Origin of the sequence: Micromonospora sp. M71_S20 (genome assembly GCF_003664255.1) — a bacterium.
Classification (GTDB): Bacteria; Actinomycetota; Actinomycetes; order Mycobacteriales; family Micromonosporaceae; genus Micromonospora.
This window is the reverse complement of the sequence record NZ_RCCV01000004.1, coordinates 435,613-454,375: the sequence shown is the minus strand read 5'-3', so window position 1 is coordinate 454,375 and position 18,763 is coordinate 435,613. Positions and strand designations below refer to the sequence as shown.

The window sequence follows — 18,763 nt, the reverse complement described above, 5'->3', positions numbered from 1 at the left end:
CCCGGGCACCCGATCGGTTGGTGAGGCTCACCCGACCGGAGGCGTCGATCTGTTCATAGATCTCGTATTGATTGCAAGAGTGACGGTTGGCCTGACTCGGCCGCTTCTCATACCTTGGGTCCGGACAGCCCGACGAGTGGCGCCTGCGGCGATTAGTGGCTATTCGCTGCGACTTGGCAGGTCAGCGAGCCCGGCCTGCGACCCGCCGGACGGCTCCCGCCACTCACCCCGACCGGATGGCGGGACGAGGTCGCAACATCGAAAAACCGACGGCGGCCGACGGCCGTCGGGCCGGCACCGGGCACGTCGACGCCTCACCTGCCGTCGTGGACCGGGGCGGACTCGGCCGTGCGCCGAGCCCGCCCCGCCAGTTCCACCCGGTCCTGATCGTGAGCTCCGACGACGCCTGCCGTTCGGCCCACCTCGTTGCCGCAGGCGTCAGGAGCACCCGAGCCGGACCGGTGTCACGCCGTCAGCGCTGCAGTGTCAGCAGACCCGGCCGGTAGGGCAGGCGGCCGTAGTCGCCGCCGGAGTCGGGGGCACGGCCCTGATAGAGCAGCCGCAGGTTGCAGGGATCGACGGTCATGGTCTGATCGGCGTTGCTGCGAATCAGTTCGCCGTGGCTGATGTCGTTGGTCCAGGTGGCGCCACTGTTGGCCTTGCCGGCGAAGGGGTTGCTCTCGGTCGCGGCCTGCGGCGTCCACGTACCGCCCAGACTGGTGGCCGTGAACGAGCGGAAGTAGCGACCCTGCGAGCCGATCGCCTCGACGAGCATGAGGTACCGGTCCTGGCCCTGGAGCTTGTAGACCTGAACGGCTTCGAACAGGTTGTTCGTCGTGTCGCTCATGATCACCGTCGAGGTCGAGCCGAAGCTGCCCGGGAAGTTGCCGATCGGCATGCTGGCCCGGTAGATCCTGCCGTTGTCCCCGGCGAAGAACAGGTACATGTTGGTGCCGTCCCCGATGACAGCCTGGTCGATGGGGCCGGTGCCGGAGTCGGAGATGCTTCCGGAGAAGAGCGTCTGCGGCGCCGACCAGCTGTTCACATTGGTCGGGTCACTCGACGTCCGGTAGGAGAAGGCGGGTCCGCCCCACTGGTAGGCGAGCACCCAGATGTTCCTGGGCGCGAAGTAGAACAGTGAGGGCGCGACGGCGGAGAAGGGCATCTGGTTCTGGCTGGCCGAGGCCATGTCGGACCAGTTCGTGAAGAGGCCGAAGTTCATCGAGCCCCACGTCGTTCCCGTGTCGTGCGTGGTCGCGTAGACGAGTTGCCGGCCGTTGTAGGGGGCGTGGGTGAAGTCCTTCAGTGACACCCACCCCGCCCTCGGTTGCGCCAGCGGCCCCGTCGACGACCACCGGTACGTCGACGGCAGGGCGCACGTGCCGGGCGGCGGCGTGGTGGGGTTGCCCCCGCCGTCGACGCGGACGAGTTGCCACTGCTGGTTGCTGCCGTTCCAGTCGTCGTACTGCACGATGCTCCCGCCGTCGGCGGTCGAGGCGCCCTGCACCTCCACCACCTTGCCGCTGTTCCGGTTGATCAGGCGGACGTAGCCACCGGCGGAGTCGGCCAGCCGGAACTGCTGGTTGGTCGAGTTGCCGTCGGCCCACTGCACGATGCCGGCACCGTTGGCGGTCGAGAAGTTGTAGACGTCGAGCACCTTGCCGGACAGCCGCGACCGCAACCGGTAGTAGCCACCGCCGGAGTCCACGAACTGCCACTGCTGCTGGTTGCCGTCGTTCCGCGCCCACTGCACGATCCGTGCGCCGTCGTTCGTGGCCAGGTTGTACACGTCCAGGGCCTTGCCGCTGTTGCGGTTGACCAGCACGTACCACGCGCTCGTGTCGACCGTCGCCGCGGCGGCGGGTGCCGACGACACCACCGCCGCGACGGCACCACCGAGCAACACGGCCATGCCGGCGGCGACGACCCGTAGCCACCAGCCACGCCCCCGCGACGGCGGCGCGACCGGTGGAGCTCCACCTGAAGCAGACATGATTCTCCTTGGATGAGAAGTGCCAACGGGATGCCCGGAGACGGGCGCACCGCGTTGCGTGACCGGAGCGCGAGCGCACGGAAGTTAGCGCTAACACGCCTGATGCGCCCTGGCGCGCGCCCGGTCCACGCCGACGAGCCCGGCCTGCCCGGTAAGCCACACTGTCGCCGCCCTTAGCCATCGACTGTGAGCGATAACATGCCGTTCGTCAAGCGGCAACCGTTCGGGCTCACCGGCCGGGCACGGCGCAGCGCGCGGCCGGTGGCTGCCGGCCGCGCGGCGACGGCTGGAGCCGCGGTCGCGCCCCGCTGCATCAGTTGAACGACATCTATCCCCGGACATAGATGTAGTGCTATTAATCGTTCACCAACCGGCGGACGATGGAGGGGTACATGACCAGAACCCGGATGCTGACCCTGCTCGCAGGCATTCTCTCCGCGACACTCGCGCTACTTGGGCTGGCCAATCCGGCGCAGGCCGCCGGCCACCACTACGTGGCGCTCGGCGACTCGTACGCCTCAGGTGTCGGCGCCGGCAGCTACACCTCGGAGAGCGGCACCTGCAAACGCAGCACCAACGCGTTCTCCGCCCGCTGGGCGGCGGCCAACGCGCCGGCCTCCTACACATCGGTGGCCTGCGCGGGCGCGAAGACGACCGACGTGATCAACTCACAGGTCGCCGCGCTCAGCTCGCAGACCACCCTCGTCAGCATCACCATCGGCGGCAACGACGCCGGCTTTGGCAACATCATGTCCACCTGCGCCCTCCGCGGCTCCAGCGCCTGCATCGCCGCGGTCGACGCGGCCCAGGCGCAGGCCCGGGCGAACCTTCCCGGCCTGCTCGACCGCGCGTACGCCGCGATCCGCGGCAAGGCCCCGAACGCCAGGGTCGTGGTGCTGAGCTACCCGGTCTTCTACCAGTTGGGCACGACCTGCATCGGCATCGGCGAGGCCGCCCGCGCCAAGGTCAACGAGGGCATCAACCTGGTCGACAGCCTGATCTCCGCCGCCGCGGCCCGCGCCGGGTTCACCTTCGCCGACGTCCGCAGCATCTTCGTGGGACACCAGATCTGCAGCGGCAACAAATGGATCCACTCCGTCGACATCCTGAACCTGTCGAACTCGTACCACCCGATGGTGACCGGGCAGACCAACGGCTACCTGCCGGTGTTCACCCAGGCAGTCGGCCAGTCCGCCACGGCCAAGAAGGCCGGCGCCAAGGTGTAGCCCGCTGGGCCTTGGCCCTGCGGTGGAGATCGACGGCGGCCACCGCCGGTTGTCGGTGCGGCCGGGTCCGGCCGTCAGGCAGCCGGTGTCCGGAGCTGAGCCGGCCGACGCCGTCTCGCGCTTCACGTACCGCGGGGATCTGTTCCACGGAACAGATCCCCGCAGTACGTCGTGCCGGCGCCCTCAGGCGGTTGGCGCGGTGTCGAAGCGGGCGAGTTCGGCGCGGGTGAACCGCACCCGGTCGGTGTCGGCGCCCCCGCCGCGGCGAGTTGGTCGGCCAGGCCGTGCGACCGGGCCAATCTGCCCACGCTCAGCCAGTTCACCAGGTGCGCCATCATGTAGCGATGCCGCATCGTCTGTCCTATGCCGACGCCGTCAAGATCTTGGGTGGCTCCGGCCCTCTCGCCAAGGCCGTCGACAACCTGCTCGGCGGCGCGCTCACCGTAGCGACCGCGGGCGGCAGCGATCTCGCGATCAGCCTCTTCGACGCCAAGACCGAGGTGGTCCGGCTCGGCGGCCTGCTCACGGCCAAGATCAGTGATTCCGTACGCGGGCTGGGGCGGCACGACCGCAGCGAACGGCTCCAGGCCGCGCACGCTGTCCTGGTGGTCACCGCGTTCTTCGAGGAGCTGGACGACTGCCTGACCGCGGCGGGCATCGGCGAGCCCGGATTCACCCGGGAGGACCAGCTCCGGTTCGCCGCCGACGGCGGCGATGAAGGGACGCTGGTCGACCGCTTCCTGCGCGCGCCGGTCCCCTTGCCGGCGCCCGATCTCCCGTACGCGGGCCTCCTGGCCGCTCTTGAGGACTGGTTCACCGAACAGTCGGTACGAATGGGACGCCATCTCACCGGGCTGGCCGGCTGGGACCGGGCCGACGAGCGCAAGCGTCGGATGCTGGCAGACCTGCTCGACCGGCAGCTGCCCGCTGCGGCCGTCACCCGCTACGACGAGATCCATCGCCGCCTCGCCGAGGAGATCCCCGAGTTCGCGCTCTGGACCGATCGTCTCGAGGCGCGCGCCGCCACCCGGGGCCTGGAACGTCTCGAGGCGCTGCTGCTGCGGGCCGGCTCGGGCCGCGACCCGGGCCGCCACCGGGCCGCGCTGTCCCTCTCCTATCGCGCCGAGCTCGACCGTCCCATCCTCGGCGGCGACGCGGGGGAACTGCTCCTGCCGACGCTCGGAGCCGCGTACCTCGATCCGCACTTCCGGGTCCGCGCGGCCGACCCGGGCGCCCGTCCCGCAGACGACCGGTGGTGGGCAGGCGCAAGCGTGCGCAACGACTTCGACACATTCCTCGCCGCCCACCTGACCACCACCCAGGCCACCGAGGCTCCGATGCTGCTGCTCGGCCAGCCGGGCGCCGGGAAGTCCTCGCTGACCCGGATCCTCGCCGCCCGCCTGCCCGCCGGTGACTTCTTCGTCTGCCGGGTCCCGCTGCGCGAGGTGCCCGCCGAGGCCGAGATCCAGGACCAGGTCGAACGGGCCTTGCGCCTCGCGATCGGCGAGACAGTGTCCTGGGCGGAACTCTCCCGCGACGCCGACGGCGCCCTGCCGGTCATCCTGCTCGACGGCTTCGACGAGCTTTTGCAAGCCACCGGCCTGCACCAGTCCGACTACCTGCACCGGGTCGCCAGGTTCCAGCAGCGGGAGGCAGCGTTGGGCCGTCCCGTCGCGGTCATAGTCACCACCCGGATCGCCGTCGCGGACCGCGCCCGTCTGCCTGTCGGTGCCCTCGCCGTGCGTCTCGAGCCGTTCGACGAGGCTCAGATCGAGCGCTGGCTGACCGTCTGGAACGAGCACGGTCGGCTCGTCAGACCCCTGACGCCGGATGTGGTCCTCCGCTTCCGCGACCTCGCCGAACAGCCGTTGCTGCTGCTCATGCTCGCCCTCTACGACGCCACTGGCCACGGTTTGCGGGGCGACGCCGCGGCCCTCGACGACGGTCAGCTCTACGAGCGGTTGCTGGCCTCCTTCGCCAAGCGTGAGGTACGCCGGGTGCATGTGGGACAGCCCGACTCGGCCGTGCCGGGGCTGGTCGAGCAGGAGCTCCTGCGCCTGTCGGTGGTCGCCTTCGCGATGTTCCATCGCCTGCGGTTGTGGGTCACCGAACGCGAGCTGGACGACGACCTCACCAGCCTCGGCCTCGCCCCGTCGCGCCCGGGCCGCACCGAGGCGTTCCGCAGCCCGCTCACCGTCGGCCAGGAGATGGTCGGGCGCTTCTTCTTCATCCAGCGCGCCCAGGCCGTGCAGGACGACCAGACCCGGCAGACGTACGAGTTCCTGCACGCGACCTTCGGCGAGTACCTCGTGTCCCGGCTCGTCGTGCAGGCCGTCCGCGACACCGAGGCGCGCGAGTCGGCGGGCACGCTGGCCCTGCGCTTGGGGCCGTCGAACGACGACGACCTGCTGCGATCCCTGCTCGGCCTCACGCCACTGACCGCCCGCGCCACGGTCCTGCCGTTCATCGCCGGCCTGCTCGACGGCCCCGACCGCGACCGCATCCGCACCTGGCTGACCGGCCGCACCTCCCAGGCCATGACCCGCCCGCAGTACGCCGAAAGCCGCTACCGCCCGGTCGACAAGCGCATCGACCACTGGATGGCCACCTACTCGTTCAATCTCTTCCTGCTGACCCTGGCCTGCGGCGGCGCACTGCGTGCGTCGGAAGTGTTCACCCGGACCGACGACCCGGCGGCCTGGCTGCGCAACTCAGCCCTACAGTGGCAGGCCGCCGTGCCGGGCGGCATGTGGATGGACGCCATGGAGGTCCTCACGGTCACCCGCACCTGGCACCACGGCCGCCGCGACATCGTTATCGAGTACGCAGGCGGCTGGACGCCCGACCTCCCGGATCCGACAGACGTCTACTGGGCCAACGCACTGGCACCCGGCGAAAGCCGCGACAAGACATCCGAGGCCGCCTTCGAGACATCTCCCGCGCTCAGGTCCATGCACCTGAGCAACCGCCTGAGCGACGACATGCTGCTGCACGCCCTGGAACCGTTGATCCGCCGGATACCTGCGGCGTGGAACCAATTCGCGGAGGGAGAGGACGGCAGCGGCATCTCGGTCGCGCACGCTTTCATCCGGATGTGGCTGGCGGTCTCGCTGGACACCCCCTCGGAGGAACTGGTCGCCGCCTGCCGGGACGCCTCCGCCGCCGTGGCGGACCTGGCCCCGATCGACAGGAGGGACTCGCCGGCGATCGGGGACGCCACGGAGATTGTGTTGGGCACCATGCGGGCCGAAGCGCGCCGCCTGCCGCCGGAAAAGGTGTGCGAGATAGTCCATGAGCTGATCGACGAAGGCAAGGTCACTCCGCGCGCGGCCGTCAGCGCGGTTCAGTGCCTGGTTGCTTCGGGGGCCACGGAAGACCGGTACGGGGCCTCGCTCACCTCGGACCTGATCAACGCGCACGCGCGTAGCATCGACGGCCGCGTGCTCGTCGCGGCGTTACGCGCGATCGCCGCTGGGAAGGAAGCCGGGCTTGCGGAGTTCCCTCGCCTGGCCGCAGCCCTGATCGAGGCCGGACGCCAACCGGAACTCGAACGCGAGGCCCCGGACCTCACCGACGCCTTGTTCGCTCGCCCATGAGACAACACCCGACCGCAGGCGGGTCCGGGTGACGGCAACGGGATGGGCTGGGACATCGGTACCCCCCATCGAGGTACGCGGCGCCGCGCTCTCCCGCCCAGCGATCGTGGGCCCGGGCCTGCTGGGGAGAGCCGCTCGTCAGGTTCACCAGCACCTTGCCCGCGACCGCGGCGTCCACGGAACCGAGCACCTCGTAGACCGCCGCGCCGTCGAGCAGACACACCACGACGAGCGGGCTCGCTGCCGCCGCTTCCGCGGCGGTCGCGCTGGTCACCGCGGCAGTCCTCACTCCGCACCGTCCGCTGGTGGCCGGCCCGGCCACCGTCGCGCTGCTGGTGTTGCTCGTGGCCCGGACGAAGGCTCGCCCCGACGGCTTCCTGCCCGCCGCGGTGGCGCGTACGGCCGGTTCCGCACGGCGTGCGTGCTGGCTTTCGTGCTGGGTGTGGTGAACTTCGCCCTGCTCTACGCCGCGCCGGATCTGCTGCGCGAGCACGCGGGCTGGGACAGCACCCGGAGCGGGATCGTGCTGCTGGCGCCGTACCTGCTCGGCGGCTTCTGCTCGGGGTTCCTGGTCGCGGCGTCCGTGCGGGTGCCACACCACGTGACGGCCGCCGCGTTGCTCAGCGGCGCGGCCGCCGCGCCGCTGCTGGCGGCGGTCACCTCCGCCGTACCGCTACTGCTGGGGGCGATGGCGCTCGCCTCCCTGTCCGCCGCGACCGGCCAGGGCGTACTCGCCCTGCGAGCGACCGGCGTCGTGCCCGCCTCTCACCAAGCCGAAGCCCTGGGCCTGTTCAACCTCGCCTACCTGCTCAGCGTCGCGTTCGAACCAGCGATCGCCGTGACGCTCTCGCAGCCGACCGGCTGAGATCCGGCGGCGCCCGGCGCCGGCGGGCGTCGAGCCCGACGTCCGGGCCGGGGCGGCACGAATCTCGTCGGGAGCGCCGAACCGCCTTCTGTCCAGAGGTGCCGGATGGCGCCGGCCCCGGCCGGCGCCATCCGGCACGCAGCCGGACAACGGCGAGGAGGTGAGCGGTCCTACCTACCAGCTGCAGTTGGCGGCCGGGATCCAGCCGTCCTGCCCCGGTGCCTCGGCCCCGTGGCCGTAGTACCAGGTCTGGATGTCACTGCCGCCGTAGATCGAGTGGACGCGGAAGCCCCGCCCCGGGCTCAAGGTGCGGAGGACGTCGCCCCAGGGCTGGTCGCGCAGCCAGGTGGCCTGGTTGGTCACGCAGATGTCACCAGGGCCGTCGCTGGCGGCGGCCGGCGTGGACGCCACCGCCGATCCGGCCGCGACGACGGCCATGACCGCCAGCACGCGTACAACCTTGCGCTTCATACGTTTCCTCTCGGTCGGATGCCTTACGAGCCAGCCGATTATGCCCAACACCCCTGACGGCGAGTCGGTCAGTCTGAGCGGCATCAGGGCACGTGGCGGCGAGGCGACGATCGACAGAGGTGAAGCTCCAGGTTGGACGGCAGCGGAGCCCTGCCCGGCTCGCCCACCGGCCGCGTCACCGACCGGTGCGGCTCAGCGGGTCCGGTAGCGCGCGTAGATCAGTCCGCTGTCGAAGGCACGCTCCTCGACCAGCTCGAGATCGAGGCGCACACCGTCGGGGAAGAACCGCTTGCCGCCGCCGACCACGCTCGTGGTGATGAACAGGTGGTACTCGTCCACCAGGCCGGCCGCGATCGCCTGGGCCGCGAGGTTCGGGCCGTCGACGGTGAGGTCGTGATCAGCCTCGGCCTTGAGCTTGCGCACCGCGGCCGGGTCGAAGGTCCGCTCGATCCTGGTCTTCGCGCTGGACACCGACTCCAGCGTCGTGGAGTACACGATCTTCTCCGCGGCCTGCCAGTCGCGGGCGTACTGGAGGATGTGTGGCGGCTGGTCGGGCTCGGTGTGCGCGGTCTCCCAGTAGACCATCGTCTCGTACATCCGTCGGCCGTAGAGGTACGTGCCGACGGGGCGGAAGAGGTCGTTGATGAAGGTGTGCACCTCCTGATCGTCGGCCCCGGTGCCGAGGCCGCCCTCCGCCGCCTCGGCGTAGCCGTCGAGCGAGGTGACCATCGAGTAGATGAGCTTCGCCATGCGTCTCCTTCGGGTACGAGCGGGTCAGCCGGCCCGTCCCGCTGCCGACCCGGCCGACACGAACCCCGCCCGGATGAGCACCGCCTGCGAGGGGTCGCGCAGGATCGTCCCGTTCCGCCACGAGGGTGTCAAGCAGCCGCAGCCCCGCGCCACCCCGCGGTGCGCAGGCGGTCGGTCACTCCCCCAGAACCTCGTGTCGGTACCGGTCCACCGTCGCCGCGACCCGCTCGGGGTCGCGCGGGTCGACCCGGATGACCACCCGCGCCACGCCCAACTCCCGCAGGGCGTCAGCCTCGGCCCGGGTGGCCGGCGCCCGCGAGGTCACCGCCACCTCAACCGGATCCCGGCCGAGCACCGCGCACTCGACTCGGAGCAGTTCCAGCATCTCGGCCAGGCCGGCGGCGTCGACGCCGAGCGGGTAGAAGTCGGTGCCGTAGCGGGCGGCCCTGCGGACGGCCGCCCGGCTGTGCCCGCCGATCATGATCGGCACTCCTCCGGGCCGGGTGGGGCGTGGCGCGCTGTGCACCGCGTCGAAGTGCACGGTCGCGCCGTGGTGGGTGGCCGGCGCGTCGGACCAAAGCGTCCGCAGCGCGTCGAGGTACTCGTCGGCCCGCCGGCCCCGGTCGGAGAAGGGCACCCCGACGGCGTCGTACTCCTCGCGCAGCCAGCCGACTCCGACCCCGGCGATCAGCCGGCCGCCGCTGAGCACGTCGAGCGTGGCCAGGCGTTTGGCCAGGGCGACGGGGTGGTGCAACGGGAGGATCAGCATAGCGGTGCCGAGCACCAGCCGACTGGTGTGCGCCGCCGCGAAGGTCAACCAGTGCAGGGGGTCGGGGATGTCGTCGCCGGGCAGCAGGCTCATCCGGCCGCTCGCGTCGTAGGGATAGCTGGAGTGGTAGGCGTCGGGCACCAGCAGGTGCTCGACCGCCCACACCGACTCGCAGCCCAAGCTCTCCAGCTGTCGGACGAAGGCGGCGGTGACCCCGGGCTCGGCGGCGCCCGGCCCGCCGAGCACCGGCAGTACGCCGAGTTTCAACCCCATGCGACCCACTCAGCTCGCCGGGCGCAGTTCCCGAGGACGCTGCACACCCATCGCGGCGCGGTACGCGTCGTCCAGGGCCCGCCCGCCGCCCTCCTCGCAGGTCAGCACCTCGCCCCGGACGAGGACGTAGCCCCGGGAGACCATCCGACGCAGCACGCCCAGCGCCGGCTCGGCGAGCAGCACCGCCACCCCCTCGGCGGCCAGCGCGGTCACCGTCCGGCCGAGTTCCTGCACGACCAGCGGGGCCAGCCCGGTGGTCATCTCGTCCAGCAGCAGCACCCGGGGCGAGCCCATCAGCGCCCGCGCCACCACCAGCATCTGCTGCTCACCGCCCGACAGCACGCCGACCAGGCTGCGCCGGCGGGTCCGGAGGATCGGAAACCGGTCCAGCGCACCCTGCACCGCGCTACGGGGCAGGTGCAGCAGCTCCGCCATCACCTGGAGATTGTCGACGACGTCGAGATGCGGAAACAGCTGCCGCCCCTGCGGGACGATCGCGATCCCGGCCCGCGCCCGGGCCGCCGGCCGCAGCCGGCTGACATCGTCACCGTCCAGGAACACCCGCCCGGTGGCCGGCACCGAGCCGTAGGCGGCGAGCAGCAGGCTGCTCTTACCCGCGCCGTTCGGCCCGACCAGCGCCGTGACCGTGCCGCCCGGCACGGTCACCGCGGCGTCGGTGAGGGCGCTGGCGTGCCCGTACCGGACACTCAGCCCCTCCACCCTCAACTCATGAGCGGACATCCTCCACCCTCCCCTGGCGTGGCACGCTGCCGTCGGACGGCGCCGTGGCGTCGGCTCCGGCGGACGCGTCGTCGGCCACCGCAGCGGTCGCCGCGTCGGCATCCTCGTCCTCGTCGGCGTCGGTCGAGCCGAAGTAGACCTCCTGCATCTGCGGGCTCGCCAGGCACTCCGCGGGATCGCCGTCGAAGGCCACCCTGCCCCGGTCGAGCAGCAGCACCCGGTCGACCAGTCGGGCGACCAGGTCCACGTTGTGATCGACCAGGATCACCGCGTGCCCCCGCCGCTGGACCGTCCGGATCACGTCGGCGATACCGGCCACCCCCTGCGCGTCGGAGCCGGCGAAGGGCTCGTCGAGCAGCAGCACCACCGGGTTCTGGCCCAGCGCCCGGCCGACCTCGACGAGTCGTTGCTCGCCGAGGGTCAGGTCGCCCGCCTCGCGGTCGAGACCCTCGATGCCCAGCTCGTGCGCCAACTGGCGGACGCCCTCGCGGTCGGCCGCCCGCTCCGGCCGCAGCACGCCGGTGAACGCACCCGCGATCATCCGCCACGGCGTGTTGTGCCGTTGCGCGTGCCGACCGAGCAGCAGGTTGTCCCGGACGCTGAGGTGCAGCGCGAGCTGCGGGTACTGGAAGGTGCGGCCGAGCCCGGCGCGCGCCCGGCGGGAGGCCGGCCCGGTGAGCCGCTGCCCACGCAGCAGCAACTCACCGGCGGTGGCCGCCTGCGCACCGGAGATCAGGTCCACCAGCGTCGTCTTGCCGGCGCCGTTCGGGCCGACCAACCCGAGGATCTCCCCCGCCCGCAGCTCGAACGAGACGTCCGCCAACGCGGTCACCCCGCCGTACCGCTTGGTCAGGCCACGACCGACCAGAAGCTTCGTCTCATCCACCGGTACGCCTCCTCCGTGGCAGCGTCATCGCGCGCCGTCTCAACTTGTCGGCGTATCCGATCACGCCCTTCGGCGCGACCAGCATGATCACCAGGACCCCCAACGCGAGCAGCAGCGTGCCACTGGCCTGGATCGCCGGGAAGTTCAGGGTCAGCTCGACGGCGAGCACCGCACCCGCGACCGCGCCCCAGGGCGTGCCCGAGCCACCGATCAACGGCATGAAGATGGCCAGGAAGACGATGTTGAGCGTGAAGGTGTCCGGCGTGATGCTGCCGGCCGAGTAGGCGAAGAGGCCACCGCCGACCGCGGCGATGGCCGCGCCGAGCGCCAACGCGACCAGGTTCATCATCGGTACGCGGACGCCGGCCGCCTCCACCGCGCGGGGGGCGTCCCGCATGGTCCGCACGATCACGCCCCACGGCGACAGCCGCAACCGGTCCAGCAGGAAGGCGACCACACAGACCACGATCACCGAGCCGACCACCACCTGGTAGTGGCTCGGCATCCAGCCGAACAGGCGCAGCGGGCGCAGGTTGCCCACGCCGCCGGAGCCGCCGGTGAGCCGCTCGCCGTCGATGAGGAACGCGGTGAAGGCCATCCCGAAGAGCAGGGTCACCGCGGCCAGGAAGAACCCGGACAGCCGCCGGGTGGCCAGGCCCAGCAGGACGGCGATGACCGCCGCCACGATCGGGCCGGCGATCCAGGCGAGCAGCAGCGGCAGGTCGGTGCGGGTCGAGATCAGCCCGACCGCGTACCCGCCGATGCCCGCGTAGGCGCTGTACGCCATCGACAGCGAGCCCGCCATCAGGTACGGCACGTACATCCCGAGGGCGATCAGCGCGTAGGTGACGCTGGCGGTGACCAGCGTCTGCCGGTAACCGTCGGAGCCGACCCAGGTCAGGATCAGCACGGCGGCGGCAATCCCGAGGCCCAGGCCACCGATGCCCGGCACCTGCCGGATGTCCCACCGCGGGCGCGCGGCTGCGGCGTGGGGGGCGCTCACGTCGGTCATGCCCGCACCGTCCTGACGAAGAGGCCCTGCGGACGGAAGGCGAAGAACAGCAGCGCGATCAGGAGCATCCCGTAGACGTGCGACTGGCCACCGAAGTAGTAGGGCAGGAACACCTCGACCAGGCCGAGCAGCATGCCCCCGAAGAGCGGCGCCCAGACCGAGCCGGTGCCGCCGATCACCACCGCGAGGAAACCGGACAGTGACCAGTGCAGGCCGGAGAGCGAGTGCACCCCGGCCTTCGGCGCGAAGAGCAGACCCGCCACCGCGGCGAGGAAGCCGGCGGCCAGGAAGGCGACCAGTCGGATCCGGTTGACCGGCAGACCGAGCAGCGAGGCCGCCTGTTTGCTGTCACCCACCGCACGCAGCAGCCGGCCGGTCCGGGTGGCTCTGATCCAGACGGCGGTCACCCCGAAGGTCAGCACGGTCACCACGATCAGCAGTAGCGAGCTGGGTTGGACGACGATGCCGCCGATCGGCAGGGGATCGAAGGTGGCCAGGCTCTGGCCCGGCAGCGTCGGATGGCCGAAGAGGTACCCGGCGATCTGCTGGATGGTGAAGAGCACGGCGGCCACGGCCACCAGGGCGGGCAGCTCGCCGCCGCCGCTGCGCCGCTGCACCGGCCGGACCACGCCCAGCTCGGTGCCGGCTGCCAGCAGCAGGGTGACCGCCACCGCGATCCCGGCCGCGGGCCAGACGCCGAGGTCGTACTCGATGACCAACCAGCTCGTGCAGAGCCCGCCCATCATCGCGTAGGGGCCGATGGCGAAGTTGAAGAAACCTGCGCCGACCTGGACCAGGTAGTAGGCCAGAGCCAGCATGCCGAAGAAGCAGCCCATCTCCATCGCGGAGAGCCAGAGCTGGAGGTCTGTCATGTGGAAACTCCTCGGGAACTGCCGCAGGGGCCGGTCGCAGGACCGGCCCCTGCGCCGGTCAACCGGAACAGGGCGGTTGGAAGGTGGACCAGGGTCCCTTCGGCTTGTTGTCGTCGCCGAACTCGATCAGGGACAGCCCGCAGAGCCCGTCGGCGCCGAGGTGCTTGGTCGCCGAGAACGACAGGGTGAAGTTGCCCTGCCCGAAGGCGGCCTGGTAGCCGGTGATCCCCTGGATCGCCGCGTTGAGCTTGGCCGGGTCGTCCGGGCCGCCGGCCTTCTCGATGGCCAGCTTGAGCAGTTGCACCGAGTCCCACGCCTGCGCGTCGTACGCGGTCACCTCGTAGTCGTCGCCGTTCTTCTCCTTCAGCAACTTCGTCAGAGCCTGGGTGCGGGGATTCTCCGAGTTGATCGACCCCATGAAGATCAGGCCCTTGAGCGCACCGGCGTTGGCCAGTTTCCACGAGGACGGCTGGTTGCCGATCGAGGCCAGCGAGAAGCGCGGCTTGCCGGAGAACTGCCTGGCCAGGGTGTTCTGGGCGAGCACCTCGAAGGAGCCGCCGACGCTGGTCACCAGGACGGCGTCCGGATTGGCGTTCTTGAGTCGGGCCACCTGCGCGGAGAGGTCGGAGGCGTTGGCCGCCCCCTTCTCGGTGGCCACCACCGTGACACAGGAGAGCCCGCCGAGCAGCGACTTGTTGAGCGCGGCGATGGTGGTGGTGTCGTCGGTCAGCACACCCAGCTTGCTGATGTTCGCCGCCTTGAACGCGCCGCAGTAGACCTCGGCCCAGTCCGCCGTGGTGTTGGCGAGCATGTAGATGAGTTCGTTGTTGGGTGGTTCGACAAGCGTGGCGGTGACGCCCGTCGGCGCGATCGCCGGCAACTTGAGCTGGGTCAGCGTCGACTTGGCCTGCATGATCGCCGCGCTGCCGCTCTGCAGGAGCAGCGCCTTGGCACCCTGGCCGGAGAGCTTCTGCAACACCGCGGGCACCTTGGTCGGGTCGCTCTCGTCGTTCTCGACGACGAGGCGTAACGGCCGGCCGAGCACCCCGCCCTTGTCGTTGATGTCCTGCACCGCCAGCCTGATCGTCTTGCCGGCGATGGTGCTGTAGGACGCGCCAGGACCGGTGCTGTCCTCGTCCATCCCGATGATGATGGGCGCCCCTGATGCGGTGCCGTCGGTGGGCTTGTCACTGTCACCGCCGCCTCCACCACAGGCGGTGAGGGCCAGCAGGGCCGCCAGACCCGCCGCCAGACCGGTGGAACCAATTCTCGATACGACCACTGCTATCCCTGCCTTGCCGGTTGTCAGTGATAGGTAGTTGTGGACTGCGCGCGCCGGAGCCCGTTGACCGTCCCCGGCGCGCCGCCCGGTTACCGCCGTCGCGCCCGCGATGACGCCGACGTTTCCGGCGACATGTCACCCTCCGCGAGAAACCTAGCAAGCGCTTGGTTGCTTCTCATGATGGTGCCGGCATGGCCGTGTGTCAAGCACCACAATGCGACGCGCAAGTTACGAAGAAATCAAGAAGGGCGCTCGTCTGCGTCGGGGTTCCGCCGCAGGTCGGGGCCCGATCGGGCGGTATGGGCGCCAACTTCCCCTTCGGCCCGGCGGCCAGGCGGGCGGCTCCGGAATCCGGCCGAGCAGCCGGGTACCGGCCAGGTCGACGACGACCACCACCAGGCCGTCGTCCCGGCAGCGCCCACCGACCTGCCGGCGGTCGGTCATCCGCGCGCCGAGGGGCAACGCGCAGGCCAGCCACGACCCGGCCCGGGCGCCCGCTGTGGCGGGTACCCGGGCCGGTGGGATCTCGTGCCGGCGGAGTTCGCCGGTCAGCGGGTGACCGGGGTCAGTCGGTAGACGGAGAAGACGAAGTCGGGGCAGACCATCTGGCAGGCGGTGCAGCCGGTGCAGCCCGGGGTCAACTCGGGAAACCGGTAGCCCTTCTCGTTGACCTCGGCGGACATCACCAGCACCTGGGGCGGGCAGGCCAGGACGCAGAGGTCACAGCCCTTGCACTTCTCGGTGTCGATGATCAGGGTGCCCCGGCTGGCCCTGGCCGGGCCCTCCTGCGTCGTCACGGGCGGGCTCCTCCCCTCGTCGCCTGCACGATGCCGAGCAACCGGTCGCTCTCCCCGGCCGCGGGCGGTGGCGTCTCCGCCGTGAACACCCCGCGCCGGCGCAACGCCCGCACGGCGTTCTCGGCGGTCATGAGCACGTGGTCGAGGCTCGCCGCGGCAGCGGCCTCGGGATCCCCGGCGACCAGCGCGGCGTGTTCGCGACACAGCGCCGCCCGCTCGTCGTCCATCGCGTCCTCGATCGAGAACCTCGCCGCGACCGGCACCAGCCCGCTGAAGGTACGCAGCAGCGCGCGCAGGTGCGGGCCGGCGGCGGCGAGATTGACCACCTTGCGGAACTCACGAGCCAGCCGTTCGAACTCGTCCACCTGGCCGCAGTCGACCAGCGCCTCGATCAGCTTGTCGAGCGTCTCGCGTAGCCCGGCGTCCCCCGAGGCGGCGGCCCGACTGCTGGTCAGGGCGCTGAGCATGCCGTACAGCTCGAACGCCTCGCGCACCGTGCCGGCGTCGAACTCGGCCACGAACGCGCCCCGGTAGTGCGGCATGCTGACCAGGCCGTCCCGTTCCAGCTGCATCAGCCCCTCCCGGACCGGCACCCGGCTGACACCCAGCGTCGTGGCGATGCCGTCGAGGTCGATCCGGTCCCCGCTGCGCAGCGTGCCGTCGAACAGCAGCCCCAGGATGTAGCCGGCGACGGCCTCGCCCGCCTTCGCCCGTACCAGCGGCGTCATGTGACCAACTCCCCCAGTGGATAGGTCTGTTCCAGTGACCCGCCAAGGTAGCCGGGCCCCTCGGCGGTGGGGACGAACCACCCGGTGGGGCACATGGTGAGGATCTCCACCAGGCTGAACCCGGCACCGGCGAGCTGCGCCTCGAAGGCCTTACGCAGCATCCGCCTGGTCTGCGCCACCCCGCCGGCGGTGGAGACCGTGCCCCGGGCGACGTACGCCGTCCCCTGGAGGCTGGCGACCAGGTCGGCGACCGGGATCGGGTACCCGTGCGTCTCCGCCTCCCGACCGGCGAGGCTGGTCTTGGTCCGTTGACCGAGCACGGTGGTCGCGGTGAGCTGGCCACCGGTGTCGCCGAAGACGCCGTTGTTGAGCAGGACGCAGGTGATCCGTTCCCCCCGGGCGGCGGCGTGCAGCACCTCCTGCAACCCCTCGTTGGCCATGTCGCCGTCGCCCTGCATGGTGAAGACGGCGCATTCCGGGCGGACCCGCTTGATGCCGGTGGCGCAGGAGGGCGCCCGTCCGTGCAGGCACTGGAGCACGTCGACGTCCATGATCCGCACGAAGCTGCCGTAGCAGCCGTGCCCGACCACTCCGATCGTCCGCTGCACGATGTCGAGTTCCTGCAACACCTCCAGCAGCAGCCGCAGGGCGACCGGCTCGCCGCAGCCGGGACAGAGCGAGTGCTCGCCGAGCAGCAGCGACGGTTTCGGGTCAGCCACCTTGCGGGCGGGCCCGGCGGGCGGGCCGCTGGTGTCGATGATGATCTGTTCCCGGGTCATGCGGGGACACCTCCGGTGAGCGCGGCGAGGATCCGGTCGCGGATGACCGGGGCGTCCATCAGGTCGCCGTAGGCGAGGCCGGACTCGGCGATGCTGACCCCGCCGATGAACCGGACGACCGACCGGTCGGCGGCGTGGATGCGTACGTCGTCGAGCATCTGGCCGGCGTTGAGCTCGAACACCAGCACCCGGCGGGCGCCGGTGGTGGCGGCGGCCAGCGCCTCCCCCGGGAACGGCCAGAGCGACACCGGGCGGAACCAGCCGATCCGGTGCCCCTCGGCGCGCAGTTCCTCGACCACGTACTCGACGAAGAGCGCCGCCGTGCCGAAGGCCACCACGACCGTCTCGGCGTCGTCGACGTACGCCTGCTCGAACCGGGCCTCGACGCCGGCGATGGCGTCGAACTTGTCGGCGACGGCCCGCCAGTGCCGGTCCGGTCCGGGCCCGGGGTCGGTGGCCTTGCCCATGGCCCAGGTCCAGACCTGGCGGGAGCGGCCGGTGCCGCCACCGGTGCCGTCGAGCACCCAGTCCCGCGCCGGCAACGGCCCGTAGTCGCGAGGCGCCACGGTGACGGAGATCCGGGTCTGGGCGATCAACGGGTCGCCGTAGAGGATCACCGGCGCGCGGTGCAGCTCGGCGAGATGGAACAGCAACTGGGTGTGCTCGACCGCCTCGGTCACGTCCTTCGGCGCGAGGGTGATGGTCCGGTAGTCGCCCCAGCCGCCGCCCCGGGTGCACTGGAAGTAGTCCTGCTGGTTGCGGGCCATGTTGAAGACGACGAACGGGGTCTCGTTGAGCGCCGCCTCGGCGATCGTCTCCTGCATCAGCGCGATCCCCTGCCCGCAGGAGCCGGTGGCCGACCGGGTGCCGGCCGCGGCGGCGCCGAGCACCATGTTCGCGCCCTCGATCTCGCTCTCGGCGTTGACGCAGACCCCACCGACCGCCGGCAGTTCGCGCGACATGCTCTCCAGCAGCCCGGTGAACGGCGACATCGGGTAGCCGGCGAAGAAGCGGCAGCCGGCCGTGATCGCGGCGGCGGCGATGGCGGCGCTGCCCTCCAGCAGCTCCCGGGTCACGACGACACCCCCACCGTGGCGCCGACCGGCACGACCGGCACGGCGGCGCCGGCCGCGAGCGCGCGGGCGTTGGCCGGGGCGTGCTGGCGGCGGTACGGCGGCAGCAACTCGGTCATCGCCTCGACCAGGGCGGCCGGGTCGACCACTCCGGTCACCGCGTTGTACGCCCCGAGCAGGACGAAACCGATCGCCTGCGGCGCGTCGACCGACTTCGCCACGGCGGTGGCGTCCACCGGATGCACCGTCATCGCCGGCAGGCTGCCCGGGTCGACCAGCGGGACGTTGACGACGGCCGGTCCACCGGGGCGCAGCCGGGCCAGGGCCGGCCCGCTGAACCGGTGGTGCACGACGATCGCCGACCAGGCGGCGGCGAGCACCGGCAGGCTCCGCAGCGGCTCGTCACCGATCACCACACCGGCCCGGGACGGGCCGCCGCGCATCTCGCCGCCGTAGTCGGCGGTGAGCATGGCGTAGCGCCCCGCGCGGGTCGCGGCGAGGGCGAGGGTCTTGGCGAGCAACTGGATGCCCTGGCCACCGACCCCGGTGACCACGAGTTCCCGCTCCATGCGTCCTCCTGAGTTCGGCACTTGACCTGGTTTGGATATTGAATACAAAATCTAACCGCGAGACAAGGGCAGGGTACGAGC

Annotated in this window: 18 protein-coding genes; 3 read left to right on the top strand and 15 right to left on the bottom strand. The window is 71.1% G+C overall.

All coding sequences use genetic code 11. The features are described 5' to 3' along the window. Positions 1–472: 472 nt before the first annotated feature. Positions 473–1,993, bottom strand: coding sequence for a non-reducing end alpha-L-arabinofuranosidase family hydrolase (locus DER29_RS31140; RefSeq protein WP_121401189.1), 1,521 nt, complete (start codon positions 1,991–1,993; stop codon positions 473–475). Positions 1,994–2,385: 392 nt separating this feature from the next. Here DER29_RS31140 and DER29_RS31135 point away from each other — a divergent pair, with 392 nt between their 5' ends. Next, positions 2,386–3,219: an SGNH/GDSL hydrolase family protein gene (locus DER29_RS31135; RefSeq protein WP_121401188.1), complete on the top strand. Its 834-nt coding sequence runs from the start codon at positions 2,386–2,388 to the stop codon at positions 3,217–3,219. Between the two features lie 269 nt (positions 3,220–3,488). Continuing rightward, the gene (locus DER29_RS31130) at positions 3,489–6,815 is read left to right on the top strand and encodes an NACHT domain-containing NTPase (protein ID WP_148710153.1); all 3,327 of its coding nucleotides are present in this window, start codon (positions 3,489–3,491) and stop codon (positions 6,813–6,815) included. Here the strand turns inward: DER29_RS31130 and DER29_RS31125 are convergent. Then, positions 6,787–7,089 carry an NAD(P)-binding domain-containing protein gene (locus DER29_RS31125; protein WP_233600282.1) on the bottom strand — a complete coding sequence of 101 codons (303 nt, stop codon included), beginning with the start codon at positions 7,087–7,089 and terminating at the stop codon, positions 6,787–6,789. The two genes, DER29_RS31130 and DER29_RS31125, sit on opposite strands and share 29 nt — an antisense overlap. Positions 7,090–7,248: 159 nt before the next feature. Here DER29_RS31125 and DER29_RS31120 point away from each other — a divergent pair, with 159 nt between their 5' ends. After that, the gene (locus tag DER29_RS31120) at positions 7,249–7,680 is read left to right on the top strand and encodes a hypothetical protein (RefSeq protein ID WP_233600281.1); all 432 of its coding nucleotides are present in this window, start codon (positions 7,249–7,251) and stop codon (positions 7,678–7,680) included. A gap of 174 nt (positions 7,681–7,854) precedes the next feature. On the opposite strand, the gene DER29_RS31115 is transcribed toward DER29_RS31120, so the two are convergent. From DER29_RS31115 to DER29_RS31055, 13 genes are all read right to left on the bottom strand, one after another. After that, on the bottom strand, positions 7,855–8,151 hold the full coding sequence (locus DER29_RS31115) for a hypothetical protein (protein ID WP_121401186.1): 297 nt from the start codon (positions 8,149–8,151) through the stop codon (positions 7,855–7,857). Positions 8,152–8,343: 192 nt separating this feature from the next. Continuing rightward, positions 8,344–8,901 carry a dihydrofolate reductase family protein gene (locus DER29_RS31110; protein WP_121401185.1) on the bottom strand — a complete coding sequence of 186 codons (558 nt, stop codon included), beginning with the start codon at positions 8,899–8,901 and terminating at the stop codon, positions 8,344–8,346. A gap of 175 nt (positions 8,902–9,076) precedes the next feature. Next, positions 9,077–9,943: an LLM class F420-dependent oxidoreductase gene (locus DER29_RS31105; RefSeq protein ID WP_121401184.1), complete on the bottom strand. Its 867-nt coding sequence runs from the start codon at positions 9,941–9,943 to the stop codon at positions 9,077–9,079. Positions 9,944–9,952: 9 nt separating this feature from the next. Further along, entirely contained in the window at positions 9,953–10,684 is a 732-nt protein-coding gene (locus tag DER29_RS31100; protein ID WP_121401183.1) for an ABC transporter ATP-binding protein, read from the bottom strand. Beyond that, a complete protein-coding gene (locus tag DER29_RS31095) occupies positions 10,671–11,570 on the bottom strand; it encodes an ABC transporter ATP-binding protein (RefSeq protein WP_121401182.1) in 900 nt (299 codons plus the stop codon). The genes DER29_RS31100 and DER29_RS31095 overlap by 14 nt, the downstream gene beginning before the upstream one ends. Beyond that, positions 11,563–12,582, bottom strand: a complete 1,020-nt coding sequence (locus DER29_RS31090; RefSeq protein ID WP_121401181.1) for a branched-chain amino acid ABC transporter permease — start codon at positions 12,580–12,582, stop codon at positions 11,563–11,565. Before DER29_RS31090 ends, DER29_RS31095 begins: the two co-directional genes overlap by 8 nt. After that, on the bottom strand, positions 12,579–13,454 hold the full coding sequence (locus DER29_RS31085) for a branched-chain amino acid ABC transporter permease (RefSeq protein ID WP_121401180.1): 876 nt from the start codon (positions 13,452–13,454) through the stop codon (positions 12,579–12,581). The genes DER29_RS31090 and DER29_RS31085 overlap by 4 nt, the downstream gene beginning before the upstream one ends. Before the next feature lie 58 nt (positions 13,455–13,512). Continuing rightward, positions 13,513–14,736 (bottom strand): ABC transporter substrate-binding protein, encoded by a 1,224-nt coding sequence (locus DER29_RS31080; protein ID WP_370040833.1) that lies wholly within the window; start codon positions 14,734–14,736, stop codon positions 13,513–13,515. A 548-nt stretch (positions 14,737–15,284) separates the two neighbouring features. Continuing rightward, a complete protein-coding gene (locus DER29_RS31075; protein WP_121401178.1) occupies positions 15,285–15,533 on the bottom strand; it encodes a 4Fe-4S dicluster domain-containing protein in 249 nt (82 codons plus the stop codon). Beyond that, complete coding sequence (locus DER29_RS31070; RefSeq protein WP_121401177.1) at positions 15,530–16,261, bottom strand: GntR family transcriptional regulator; 732 nt, start codon at positions 16,259–16,261, stop codon at positions 15,530–15,532. Before DER29_RS31070 ends, DER29_RS31075 begins: the two co-directional genes overlap by 4 nt. Beyond that, a complete protein-coding gene (locus DER29_RS31065) occupies positions 16,258–17,040 on the bottom strand; it encodes a thiamine pyrophosphate-dependent enzyme (RefSeq protein ID WP_121401176.1) in 783 nt (260 codons plus the stop codon). Before DER29_RS31065 ends, DER29_RS31070 begins: the two co-directional genes overlap by 4 nt. After that, positions 17,037–18,116 (bottom strand): hypothetical protein, encoded by a 1,080-nt coding sequence (locus tag DER29_RS31060; RefSeq protein ID WP_121401175.1) that lies wholly within the window; start codon positions 18,114–18,116, stop codon positions 17,037–17,039. The genes DER29_RS31065 and DER29_RS31060 overlap by 4 nt, the downstream gene beginning before the upstream one ends. Further along, positions 18,113–18,682 (bottom strand): 2-oxoacid:acceptor oxidoreductase family protein, encoded by a 570-nt coding sequence (locus DER29_RS31055; RefSeq protein ID WP_121401174.1) that lies wholly within the window; start codon positions 18,680–18,682, stop codon positions 18,113–18,115. The genes DER29_RS31060 and DER29_RS31055 overlap by 4 nt, the downstream gene beginning before the upstream one ends. Between the last annotated feature and the right edge of the window lie 81 nt (positions 18,683–18,763).

Excerpts from the sequence above, each read along its gene's own strand:
- DER29_RS31140 (WP_121401189.1), bottom strand. The coding sequence starts at position 1,993 with ATGTCTGCTTCAGGTGGAGCTCCACCGGTCGCGCCGCCGTCGCGGGGG.
- DER29_RS31135 (WP_121401188.1), top strand. The coding sequence starts at position 2,386 with ATGACCAGAACCCGGATGCTGACCCTGCTCGCAGGCATTCTCTCCGCG.
- DER29_RS31115 (WP_121401186.1), bottom strand. The coding sequence starts at position 8,151 with ATGAAGCGCAAGGTTGTACGCGTGCTGGCGGTCATGGCCGTCGTCGCG.
- DER29_RS31110 (WP_121401185.1), bottom strand. The coding sequence starts at position 8,901 with ATGGCGAAGCTCATCTACTCGATGGTCACCTCGCTCGACGGCTACGCC.
- DER29_RS31105 (WP_121401184.1), bottom strand. The coding sequence starts at position 9,943 with ATGGGGTTGAAACTCGGCGTACTGCCGGTGCTCGGCGGGCCGGGCGCC.
- DER29_RS31100 (WP_121401183.1), bottom strand. The coding sequence starts at position 10,684 with ATGTCCGCTCATGAGTTGAGGGTGGAGGGGCTGAGTGTCCGGTACGGG.
- DER29_RS31090 (WP_121401181.1), bottom strand. The coding sequence starts at position 12,582 with ATGACCGACGTGAGCGCCCCCCACGCCGCAGCCGCGCGCCCGCGGTGG.
- DER29_RS31085 (WP_121401180.1), bottom strand. The coding sequence starts at position 13,454 with ATGACAGACCTCCAGCTCTGGCTCTCCGCGATGGAGATGGGCTGCTTC.
- DER29_RS31070 (WP_121401177.1), bottom strand. The coding sequence starts at position 16,261 with ATGACGCCGCTGGTACGGGCGAAGGCGGGCGAGGCCGTCGCCGGCTAC.
- DER29_RS31065 (WP_121401176.1), bottom strand. The coding sequence starts at position 17,040 with ATGACCCGGGAACAGATCATCATCGACACCAGCGGCCCGCCCGCCGGG.
- DER29_RS31055 (WP_121401174.1), bottom strand. The coding sequence starts at position 18,682 with ATGGAGCGGGAACTCGTGGTCACCGGGGTCGGTGGCCAGGGCATCCAG.